Annotated in this window: 9 protein-coding genes and 1 other RNA gene; 7 read left to right on the top strand and 3 right to left on the bottom strand. The window is 38.0% G+C overall.

Annotation, left to right across the window (positions count from 1 at the left end; genetic code table 11):
* Nucleotides 1-51: 51 nt before the first annotated feature.
* Nucleotides 52-1,476 (bottom strand): L-serine ammonia-lyase, encoded by a 1,425-nt coding sequence (locus B0G92_RS09965; protein WP_101472083.1) that lies wholly within the window; start codon nucleotides 1,474-1,476, stop codon nucleotides 52-54.
* A gap of 238 nt (nucleotides 1,477-1,714) precedes the next feature.
* Here B0G92_RS09965 and B0G92_RS09960 point away from each other — a divergent pair, with 238 nt between their 5' ends.
* From B0G92_RS09960 to B0G92_RS09940, 4 genes are all read left to right on the top strand, one after another.
* Entirely contained in the window at nucleotides 1,715-4,216 is a 2,502-nt protein-coding gene (locus B0G92_RS09960; protein ID WP_101472082.1) for a M14 family metallopeptidase, read from the top strand.
* Between the two features lie 41 nt (nucleotides 4,217-4,257).
* Nucleotides 4,258-5,232: an endo alpha-1,4 polygalactosaminidase gene (locus B0G92_RS09955; protein WP_101472455.1), complete on the top strand. Its 975-nt coding sequence runs from the start codon at nucleotides 4,258-4,260 to the stop codon at nucleotides 5,230-5,232.
* Between the two features lie 144 nt (nucleotides 5,233-5,376).
* Nucleotides 5,377-7,269: a molecular chaperone DnaK gene (gene dnaK, locus B0G92_RS09945; RefSeq protein ID WP_056066637.1), complete on the top strand. Its 1,893-nt coding sequence runs from the start codon at nucleotides 5,377-5,379 to the stop codon at nucleotides 7,267-7,269.
* Nucleotides 7,270-7,388: 119 nt separating this feature from the next.
* Complete coding sequence (locus B0G92_RS09940) at nucleotides 7,389-8,024, top strand: hypothetical protein (protein WP_143395017.1); 636 nt, start codon at nucleotides 7,389-7,391, stop codon at nucleotides 8,022-8,024.
* A 44-nt stretch (nucleotides 8,025-8,068) separates the two neighbouring features.
* Here the strand turns inward: B0G92_RS09940 and B0G92_RS09935 are convergent, their stop codons facing one another.
* Entirely contained in the window at nucleotides 8,069-8,749 is a 681-nt protein-coding gene (locus B0G92_RS09935; protein ID WP_101472080.1) for a carboxypeptidase-like regulatory domain-containing protein, read from the bottom strand.
* Nucleotides 8,750-8,755: 6 nt separating this feature from the next.
* Nucleotides 8,756-9,817 (bottom strand): glutaminyl-peptide cyclotransferase, encoded by a 1,062-nt coding sequence (locus B0G92_RS09930; RefSeq protein WP_101472454.1) that lies wholly within the window; start codon nucleotides 9,815-9,817, stop codon nucleotides 8,756-8,758.
* Between the two features lie 89 nt (nucleotides 9,818-9,906).
* On the opposite strand from B0G92_RS09930, the gene ffs reads away from it, so the two are divergent.
* From ffs to fsa, 3 genes are all read left to right on the top strand, one after another.
* Nucleotides 9,907-10,005: signal recognition particle sRNA small type (gene ffs / locus B0G92_RS09925), an RNA gene on the top strand.
* A gap of 128 nt (nucleotides 10,006-10,133) precedes the next feature.
* The gene (locus tag B0G92_RS09920; protein ID WP_101472079.1) at nucleotides 10,134-10,937 is read left to right on the top strand and encodes an SDR family oxidoreductase; all 804 of its coding nucleotides are present in this window, start codon (nucleotides 10,134-10,136) and stop codon (nucleotides 10,935-10,937) included.
* A gap of 68 nt (nucleotides 10,938-11,005) precedes the next feature.
* Nucleotides 11,006-11,662 (top strand): fructose-6-phosphate aldolase, encoded by a 657-nt coding sequence (fsa, locus tag B0G92_RS09915; protein WP_056066650.1) that lies wholly within the window; start codon nucleotides 11,006-11,008, stop codon nucleotides 11,660-11,662.
* Nucleotides 11,663-11,725 lie beyond the last annotated feature (63 nt).

Here is an 11,725-nt window from a genome sequence, read left to right as displayed (position 1 = left end):
ATAAAAACAACCTGAAATTTCAGGTTGCTGTACTTTTATCTTGCTGTCTTTTTAGCAGTCGGCCATATTCACACTAATAGCTAGTCCGCCTTCTGATGTTTCTTTGTATTTCGTATTCATGTCTTTTGCGGTTTCCCACATAGTGTTGATTACCTTGTCTAAAGGAACTTTGGCATTTTTAGGGTCAGTTTCAAGAGCCAGTTCTGCTGCGTTGATGGCCTTAATGGCACCCATCGTATTTCTTTCAATACACGGAATCTGTACTAATCCCCCAATTGGGTCACAGGTCATTCCCAAATGGTGTTCCATGGCAATTTCTGCGGCCATAAGTACCTGTGCCGGACTTCCTCCCATTAATTCGCATAAGGCTCCTGCCGCCATAGCGGAAGAAACGCCTATTTCTGCCTGGCAACCTCCCATAGCGGCTGAAATGGTAGCTCCTTTTTTGAAAATACTTCCAATTTCTCCGGCTACCATAAGGAATTGCTTGATTTCTTTTTCTCCTGCCTGATGGTTTTCGATAACCATATAATACATCAACACGGCCGGAATTACGCCTGCACTTCCGTTAGTAGGAGCCGTTACGACTCTTCCTAAGGAGGCATTGACTTCATTGACAGCTAAAGCAAAACAGCTAACCCATTTTAGAATCTGGCGGAATTTTACTTCCGTTTTGCGGATGGTTTCCAACCATTCCTGCGGATTGCTGTAATTTGCCAGGCCAATAAGGTTCTGATGCATGTCAAAAGCCCTTCTTCGAACGTTTAATCCTCCGGGAAGGATGCCTTCGGAATGGCAACCAATATACATGCATTCCAGCATCGTATTCCAAACACGGATCAATTCATTGTGGATATTCTCCTCAGTACGCATTGACTTTTCGTTTTCATAAACGATTTCAGAAATACTCTTGTTTTCTTTGACTGTATAGTCGAGTAATTCTACTGCATTTTGTATTGGAAAAGGGAAAGCACATTTAATGATTTCCTTTTTAGCGGCATTTGTTCTTTCTTCCTTAACTACGAAACCGCCACCAATAGAATAGAATGTCGATTCGTATTCGCCATCCGGCGTATAGGCCGTAAATGTAAAACCGTTAGAATGGAAAGGCAGGAAGTTTTTATTAAATACGATATCCGTATCCATATCGAATGGAATCATTCTTTCGCCAGCCAAATGCAACTGCTTGTTTTTTCTTATTTCAGAAATGGTCTTGTCGATACTGTCAATAGGAATGTATTCCGGGTCTGCGCCGGTAAGCCCTAGCATAACCGCTAAATCAGTTGCATGGCCTTTTCCGGTTAGGGAAAGCGAGCCAAACAAATCTACTTTAATCCGGATTACTTTGCTTAATATATTTTCTTCACGAAGTTCATTTAAAAAACGTTCTGCACCACGCCAAGGCCCAAGAGTGTGGGAACTTGAGGGTCCGACGCCAATTTTAAGCATATCAAATACCGAGATACATTCTTCCATAATTATGAGAGGCAATTTTATGCAAATATATATTTTTTACGATTGCGAAAACGTTGTAAATTTATTAAATGTACAATAGTGGTGGGGCATAATTGCTTACCTCATAGAAATAGTGAAATAAGAGAAGTCGATTTTGCGAATTCTTCGTTTTCTAACAAAATTTAGTATCTACGTTAGTAACTTTTAAGTTCTAAAGGTTAATTTCCTACATTTGAAGCACAAACACTTAAACAGTTTTATGAAAAAGCTACTTTTTGCTTTCTTGCTAGCTTTCAGCCTTTCAGGTTATGCCCAACTTAAAAGTCCTGCCGATTTTTTACCCGAATACGGGAAACAGGTAAGCTTTTATCATGAAATAGAAGCCTATTTTAAATACCTAAAAGAAAATTCAGAATATATAAAACACGAATCTTACGGTTTTACTTCGCAGGGAAGAAGCCTGAATGTCTATTATATTTCTACACCGGAAAATCTGAAAAATCTGGAAGCTATACGCGACTATCATTTGTATTCTATAGGTATGACAGACAAAAAGCCTGCTGCAGAAACAGAAAAGGCCATAGTCTGGTTAAGTTTTAACGTACATGGCAACGAAATAGGAGCGGCAGAAAGCTCAATGAAAGTAGCCTATGAGCTATTGAATCCGCAGAATACAACAACAAAACAATGGCTTGAAAATACAATCGTGATACTGGACCCATGTCTGAATCCGGATGGTTTTTCAAGATATGGAAACTGGCTTCGCGACATATCGGGTAAAAACCTGCATCCCGAATTGACAGACCGTGAACACATAGAGCCCTGGCCGGGAGGAAGACAGAATCATTATGCCTATGACCTGAACAGGGATTGGGCCTGGCAGACTCAGGTTGAAACCCAGCAGCGAATGGTTTTGTATAACCGCTGGATGCCGGAAGTGCATGTAGATGTTCATGAAATGGGCTATAACGAGCCATATTTTTTTCCTCCGGCTGCGGAACCATTCCATGATTTTATAACCAAACCGCAACGTGATTTCCATAATGTGATAGGAGAGAATACATCTAAAAAGTTTGATGCTGAAGGTTGGAATTATTATACCAGAGAGCGTTTTGATTTATTCTATCCGAGTTATGGCGATACTTATCCTAGCTTTAACGGTGCGATAGGAATGACTTATGAGCAGGGTGGAATAGGAGCGGGAAGAGCCGTTTTAATGCAAAACGGGAACATATTGACCTTGCAGGACCGTATTAACCACCATACAGTTGCGGTATTGACTGCCGTTGAAACCGCTTCAGGCAGAAAAGAAAAGCTAATAGCTGATTTCAAGGCTTACTTTAAAGACAGCAGGCAAAATCCTAAAGGAAAATACAAAACCTATGTTATAAAAAATGATGGTAAGGCCGAACAGCTTGCCGTGATGCTAAAGCAGAATAACATCCAATTTGCGTATGCTGACGAAACAAAAAAACTTTCAGGCTACCATTACCAATCAGACAAAGAAAAAGCATTTTCTGTAGAATCGGGAGATATGATTATACAGGCAAGTCAGCCAAAATCTGTCCTGACACAAGTGTTATTTGAACCTTACCAGAGATTATCAGACAGTCTTACCTATGATATTACAGCCTGGGCTTTACCTCACGCTTTTGGAATAGAAAGCTATGCTCTTAAAAATGCTTTGGTTATAAAAACAAGGGAAAGCAAAATAAGCAATACCAAAGTGCTTCCTGAAACGGCTTATGCTTTTTATATTCCCTGGAACAACAGGACTTCTGCAAAAATTGCAGCTTCTTTACTAAAGAAGAATGTTAAGGTTCGTTATTCGAAAAAAAATTCGGCTTTTGGAGATATAAAGCTAAACATGGGAGATTTGATTGTTTTAAAATCGGATAATACAAAGCTTCCCGAATTTGAAAAGACAATGGCCGGGCTTTTGGTAGAAAAAAATGATTATAGTGTCATTAAGAGTGGTTTTTCTACTGGCGGAACCGATTTGGGTGGCGAAAACTTCCAATTGCTGAAAGCACCAAAAATTCTTCTTTTAAGTGGGAAAAATGTCAGTCCGACAGATTTCGGGCAGGTTTGGTTTTATATGGACCAGATTATAGATTATCCGGTAAGTATTTTGGATGCGGATTATTTAGGAATGATTAATCTGACCGATTATAATACCTTGATTTTAGCTGATGGATGGTATGATTTGTCAGACAGTCAGAGGAAAAGTATTGACGATTTTATCTCAAAAGGAGGTAAAATAATCGCTATTCAAAATGCTTTAAGTTTATTTGAAAACAGGGAAGGTTACAATCTGACACAGTTTGCAACCAATGAAGAAAAAGATGCTGCCAAAAAACAAAGTGATGAGGAAGCATTGACATCGCGTTTTAAGGAATACCAAAAAATGGAAAGACGTTCTGTGTCAAATGGTGTTCCGGGTGCCATAATAGAAAATGTGTTGGACAAAACCCATCCGCTTTCTTATGGATTGGGTGACAAATATTATAGTCTGAAAACATCCGACAAATATTTTAAGGTTCTTAAAAATGTATGGAATGTGGCCTATGTTCCGGAAAATTATAAAAGTTACGGATTCATTGGTGCCAACCTGAAAAAGAAACTAGGGAATACGGTTTCATTTGCCGTAGAACCGGTTGGCAGGGGAAAGGTGATTTATATGGTCGACAATCCTCTTTTTAGAGGGTTTTGGGAAAATGGAAATTTACTATTCAGTAATGCTTTGTTTTTAGTTGATTGAGACTAAAAAACAGATACTATCGTTATCATATAAAAAAATACATGAAAAAGTTAGTCCTGCTGGCAATAGCATTGGCCTTTTTGGGTTGTGACAAAGATAATGACGCAACGACTCCTGATGTCGAAAACCGTGATTTCAGACAAGACATGCGTAATTTCGTTATCGGAATTAGTCAAAAGGCAAAAAGTATTAAGCCCGGTTTTGCTGTCATTCCCCAAAACGGAATAGAACTGGTTACTGTGAATGGAGAAGCTGATGGCAATCCGTCGCAGGATTACTTAAATGCTATTGACGGAAACGGTCAGGAAGATTTGTTTTACGGATATGATAACGATGACCAGGCAACTCCTACAGGTATTTCAAACTATCTGAAAGGCTTTTTAAATGTCTCCAAAAGTAACAGAAAAACCATATTGGTCACAGATTATTGCTCTTCACCTTCAAAAGCCAGTAACTCCTATCAGGTTAATACTGCAAACGGTTATATTTCCTATGCTGCCCCAAAACGCGACCTGACTGCAATTCCGGCCACGGCTCCCAATAACTCCAATGATGCAGTAGTTGCAAATCTGTCACAGGCGAAAAACTTTCTTTATCTTATAAATTCAGAGAATTTTACTTCAAAGTTGGCATTTATCAATGCGGTAAAGGCAACAAATTATGATGTAATCATTATGGACCTGTTTTTCAACGATGAACAGTTTACAGCCGTAGAAATTAATCAATTGCGTAATAAAGCCAATGGAGGAAAGCGGATGGTAATTTGCTATATGTCAATTGGAGAATCTGAAAACTACCGTTACTATTGGCAGCCCTCGTGGAATACCTCTAAGCCGGATTGGATGGCTACCGAAAATCCGGACTGGCCGGGCAATTTCAAAGTAAAATATTGGAATGAAGACTGGCAGAAGATTATTTATAAGAATGATAATTCCTATCTTAATAAAATTATAGACGCCAATTTTGACGGGGTCTATTTAGATATTATTGATGCCTTTGAGTATTTTGAAAGATAAAAGCAATGATGTCATCTTGTCAGATTTAAAAATGTCAATTTTAACAAAAACTGACAATTTTAAAGATTTTAACGCTTGGCATAAAGATTGTCTACTAGTTCACGAGTTTATAAAACTAGTAAAAAACAAAATACATATAAAAACATGGGTAAAATAATCGGAATTGACTTAGGAACAACGAACTCTTGCGTTGCTGTAATGGAAGGTAGCGAGCCAGTTGTAATCCCTAATGCTGAAGGAAAAAGAACAACGCCGTCAGTAATTGCATTTGTTGATGGTGGTGAAATCAAAGTTGGTGACCCTGCTAAAAGACAAGCAGTGACCAATCCAACTAAAACTATTGCTTCTATCAAGCGTTTCATGGGAAATAAATTCTCTGAAAGTAATAAAGAAGCTCAAAATGTTGCCTACAAAGTAGTAAAAGGTGATAACGATACACCACGTGTGGATATCGACGGACGTCTTTATACGCCACAGGAATTGTCTGCAATGACACTTCAAAAAATGAAAAAAACAGCTGAAGATTATTTAGGTCAGTCTGTAACAGAAGCGGTTATTACAGTTCCTGCTTACTTTAACGATGCGCAACGTCAGGCAACAAAAGAAGCTGGTGAAATTGCCGGTTTGAAAGTAATGCGTATTATCAACGAGCCTACTGCAGCTGCATTGGCTTATGGTTTGGATAAAAAAGGGAAAGATCAAAAGATTGCCGTTTACGATTTAGGAGGTGGTACTTTTGATATTTCTATCCTTGAATTAGGTGATGGAGTTTTCGAAGTATTGTCTACTAACGGAGACACACACTTAGGAGGTGATGATTTTGACCAGGCTGTTATTGACTGGTTGGCAGAAGAATTCAAAGCTGAAGAAGGTTTGGATTTGCGTCAGGACCCAATGTCATTGCAACGTTTGAAAGAAGCTGCTGAAAAAGCAAAAATTGAATTGTCGTCTTCTGCACAAACAGAAATTAACCTGCCATATGTTACAGCTACGGCAACAGGACCTAAGCACTTGGTAAAAACATTGACCAGAGCTAAATTTGACCAATTGACAGATAGTTTGGTTAAGCGTTCTATGGCTCCTGTAGCAAAAGCTTTAAAAGATGCTGGATTAAGCATTTCAGATATTGATGAGGTAATCCTTGTAGGAGGTTCTACACGTATTCCTAAAATTCAGGAAGAAGTAGAGAAATTCTTCAACAAAAAACCATCTAAAGGAGTTAACCCGGATGAGGTAGTAGCTATTGGTGCTGCTATTCAAGGTGGAGTTTTGTCTGGAGATGTAAAAGACGTATTGTTGTTAGACGTTACACCACTTTCTCTTGGTATCGAAACTATGGGTGGTGTTATGACAAAATTGATTGAGTCAAACACAACAATCCCAACAAAAAAATCGCAGGTATTCTCTACTGCAGCAGATAACCAGCCATCGGTTGAAATCCACGTTTTGCAAGGAGAAAGAGCTTTAGCGGCAGATAACAAAACTATCGGACGTTTCCACTTAGATGGAATTCCGCCGGCAGGAAGAGGAATCCCTCAGATTGAAGTAACTTTTGATATTGATGCTAACGGTATCATCAAAGTTTCTGCAACCGATAAAGGAACCGGAAAATCACACGATATCAGAATTGAGGCTTCTTCAGGATTGACTCAGGAAGAAATCGAAAGAATGAAAAAAGAGGCAGAAGCTAATGCAGATTCTGACAAGGCAGCTAAAGAGAAAATTGAAAAATTGAACGAAGCTGACAGCATGATTTTCCAGACTGAAAACCAGTTGAAAGAATTTGGTGAAAAACTATCTGAAGGTAACAAAGCAGCTATTGAAAGCGCGTTGACTGATTTGAAAGCAGCTCACGGAAGCCAGGATTTAGCAGCTATCCAACCGGCTTTAGACAAATTGAATGAGGCATGGAAAAATGCTTCTGAAGAAATGTACAAGCAAGGTGATGCTCAGGGAGCTCCGCAGGATGCACAACCACAAGGTGATGCTAACGGTGGTGACAACGTTCAGGATGTTGACTACGAAGAAGTGAAATAATCACTTTTAGATTATATTTTAAAAGCGCAGGATTCATAACCCTGCGCTTTTTTTGTTTGTCACTTTTAACAATTATGGTTTTATATTTTTTGTATTTTAGGCTTTCTAAAAAACAAAATATGAAAAAGACCTTATTTTTAATACTGATCCTGTTAACGGCATCTTTAAGTTATGGACAGAAAAAAGGAGCCAAAAAGAAAGCTCCTGCCAAACCGGCTTCTACAGCACTGGCAAAAGCAGATAATCTTACGGCCGAAATCGTAAAAGGAAATTTTTACCTGTTCATTAATAATAAAGCTAAAAAGGACACCATAGGTATCAAAACTGTTGACGAAAATAGTTTGCCTAAGAATTGTGCACTAAAAGCCTTTTCTGCAAAAGGAACGCCATTATATCTGCTAACCTGGACGGAAGAGCAAACCACTAAAACGGATTTAAAAACAGAAGTACGCAGTACGTTATTCTCTGAAGTATATGATGTGACCACAAAAACAAAACTATTTTCAAACCAGCAAACGACCACCAATATCACAGAAAAAGTATTTTTGGATAGGTTGAAAAATGCTTCCGAAACACAGGAAAAGGTAAGGAGGGAAGGTTTTGAATTTTCGCTGACGCCTGACGGTGATATTGTCCAAAAGAACAAAACACAACAGAACACGTTTACATTTAATACGGCTGAAAAAAAATATGTTGACGGAAAAACAACAAGTGTAGCTCCGGCTTCAACACCTGCCAAGAAAAAGAAGGCATAATTAATTATAAAAACCGAGCTACATGCTCGGTTTTTTATTTGTTTTTATCTGAAAAGATTGCCTATAGAATGGAAGATTCTTCCGAAGAAGGTTCTTCGGACTATGACCTCGCCCGCAAGCATTTCATCTGTTGTTTCTAATTTGACAATAATTGGTTTTTTAGAATTAACCATAACTGACGTCTCTTTATAACCTACATAATGAAACTTCAATAAGTCTCCTTTGCTAGCCTTAATTGAAAATTTGCCATCAAAATCTGTCTGTGTGCTAATTGATTTGCCTTCTATTGTAACAGAAACACCGGGTATAGGCAATTTATCTAGTTCAAATACAAATCCTGTAATTTCTATATCAGGAACAAAAGAATTGTCGATTGTTTTTTCAACATTTTTTTCTTCTGTCTGTTCTGTTTTTACATTTTCCTGTGCGTAAATCTCCTGGTTTCCCAAGCTCAAAAAGCTCAATATTCCTGAAACTCCTGCAATCCAGATACTGCTTTTCTCTTTTGGCATCCTCAAGTCTTTATTGAGTTGTGATGCCAAAAAACGTCCGCATATATTGGATTCTGAATTGATTTTGTCAATAAGCTGCCTGTCAGAAAATAGTGTGAAATCATATACCGTTTTCTGGCACGAATTGCAGAACCGCCCTTTTTCGGCAACAGTCATTTCATGCCAGTTTTCATGGCAGGGTTTAGGAATGGATATGTTGACTTTGCCGGACATACAAGCTTATTCCAAAACTTTGATTTCAAACATTTTGTTCCATCTTTTTCCGGTCACAAAAAGTGTTTTGGTTTTTGGATTGTAGGCTAATCCGTTTAATACGTCATTACCTAAATCGTGGCCCATCATATTTACTTTTGTCTTTAGCTCTCTCAGGTCAATAATACCTTCTACAGCTCCGGTTTTTGGATTGATGACAGCAACAGCGTCTTTTTGGTAAACATTTCCGTAGATTTTCCCGTTAACCCATTCCAATTCATTCACCGCTTTTATTTTGCTGGATTCAGAATATACATTGATATAATCTGTTTCTTTCATAGTTTCCGGGTCTAACACCCAGATTTTCTCTGTTCCGTCAGACTGGTAAATCTGCTTTCCGTCATTACACAATCCCCAGCCTTCTATATTTTTAAAGTAATTAAAAGTCCTGATTTGTTTTAGATTATCTGCATTGTAGATAAAACCTGTATTTTCCTGCCAGGTTAACTGATATACCTTGTTATTTAAGATGGTAATTCCTTCTCCAAAATATTTACCTTCAAGATTAACAGACTGGTAGGCTTTTCCGGTTTTGTAGTCTGTTTTTAGCAATTTGGAAGTACCGCGTTGTCCGGTTCCTTCAAATAGGGTATCTCTGTAGAATTCCAATCCTTGTGTATAGGAAGTTTCGTCATGGGGATAGGTGTTTACGATGGTATAGGAAAGTAATTTTGGTTTTACATTGGAAACGACTTCAATACGGGCATCCGTTTCTGCATTTTGTCCTTCATAATAAACGATTGCCTTTATCTGCTGGTACCCCAATTTAGAATCCGCTAAAGGAAAATCGAACTTATTGTTTCCTTTAACGCCACCAACTCTTTTTTCATTTATATAGTAGGCTATCGAATCGATAGTCTTGTTTTTGTCGTTGTTCAGAACCAAAGAAAGCGATTCCTGAGGCTGATAAGTCGCTTTTAAGCCCGATTGTTCTATGCTGAATAAATTTTTTTTATCTATTTCTTTATCTCCGCAGGATACAAGTACAGTTCCTAATAAAATGAATGCTAATAGTTTATGTTTTTTCATTGTTTTAAAATTGATTATGACAATATACAACCTTTATTTTATAACCGCCAAGGGCCTTGCAAAAATATAAAATGTTTGTATATTTGCACCGGCAAGTCCTACACGACCAGCTCCTGCAGACTCCCCCAGGGTGGGAACGCAGCAAGGGTAAGCGGTTGTAGCGGTGCGATGTAGGTCGCTTGCCATTTTTTTTAAATCTTCCCTTTGAGGAGGATTTTTTGTTTTTAACCCTTTCAGGGTTTTAAACCCTGAAAGGGTTTGGATAAAAAATAAACACTAAATTTGGCTTCAATTTCTAAACTTCTAAGAAGTCAAAATGTCTAAAACTATATTAATTACAGGCGGTTCCTCAGGAATCGGAAAATCAATAGGGGATTATCTGACCCAAAAAGGCTATACAGTTTTTGGTACCAGTCGTAATCCGGAGCGTATTACAGATTCTAAATTTCCTTTAGTGGCTCTGGATGTGAGAGATGCTGAAAGTATTAAAAATGCAGTTTTAGAAGTCATACAGAAAGCCGGAAGACTGGATGTAGTCATCAATAATGCCGGAGTTGGAATTACGGGACCTTTGGAAGAAATCCCGACTTCTGAAATCAAAAATAATTTCGAAACCAATTTTTTCGGGCCAATTGAAGTCATGAAAGCTGTATTACCACAAATGCGTTCCCAGAAATCGGGTTTAATCATTAATGTAACTTCTATAGCCGGTTACATGGGATTGCCGTACAGAAGCATTTATTCGGCTTCAAAAGGAGCATTGGAACTAATTACCGAAGCCCTGCGTATGGAAGTCAAAAATTTTGGTATAAAAATTACCAATATTGCTCCCGGAGATTTTGCAACCAATATTGCTTCAGGAAGATTTCATGCACCTCTGATTAAAGGTTCGGCTTATGAAAAACCTTATGGAGATACGCTTAAAATGATGGACGAGCATGTCAATTCAGGAAGCAACCCGGATATGATGGCAATTGCTGTAGCGAAAATTATTGAAACTCCCAATCCGAAAATCCATTATAAAGTGGGTGTTTTTATGCAAAAATTTTCCATCGTATTAAAACGGGTATTGCCTGATAAAGTTTATGAAAAAATGCTGATGAACCATTATAAATTGTAATTTTGCAACCGAATTTTGAGTTTTAACTCATTACTTTAAGCAGAAACACACAAATTAAATTATAACAAATGAAATTTTTTATCGACACGGCTAATCTGGCTCAAATCAAAGAAGCACAAGCACTTGGTGTATTGGATGGTGTAACTACAAACCCTTCATTGATGGCGAAAGAGGGCATCACAGGAAAAAATAATATTTTAAAGCATTATGTAGATATCTGCAATCTTGTAGACGGTGATGTGAGTGCCGAAGTAAATGCACTTGATTTTGAAGGCATGGTGAAAGAAGGTGAGGAGTTGGCCGAATTGCACGAGCAGATTGTTGTTAAGTTGCCAATGACTAAAGAAGGTGTAATGGCTGCAAAATACTTTTCTGATAAAGGAATCAAAACAAACGTTACTCTGGTATTTTCTGCAGGACAGGCTATTTTGGCTGCAAAAGCAGGAGCTACCTATGTTTCTCCTTTTATTGGTCGTTTGGACGATGTTTCTACAGATGGTTTGAACCTGATTCAGGAAATCCGTGAGATTTATGATAATTATGGTTTTGAAACAGAAATCCTGGCTGCTTCTGTGCGTCATACAATGCATATCGTTAATTGTGCCAAGATAGGTGCTGATGTAATGACAGGACCGCTTTCTGCTATTACAGGACTGTTGAAACACCCTTTGACAGATATCGGATTGGCACAGTTTGTTGCTGATTTTGAAAAAGGAAATAAATAATAGAATTTATCTGATATAAAAAATCCCGCTTTAGCGGGATTTTTTTTGTTTTAGTAAATAACA

This window comes from Flavobacterium lindanitolerans (assembly GCF_002846575.1).
GTDB classification, from domain to species: Bacteria; Bacteroidota; Bacteroidia; order Flavobacteriales; family Flavobacteriaceae; genus Flavobacterium; species Flavobacterium lindanitolerans.
Note: the sequence above shows the minus strand (reverse complement) of the source record. Positions and strands in the feature narration are given on the sequence as shown.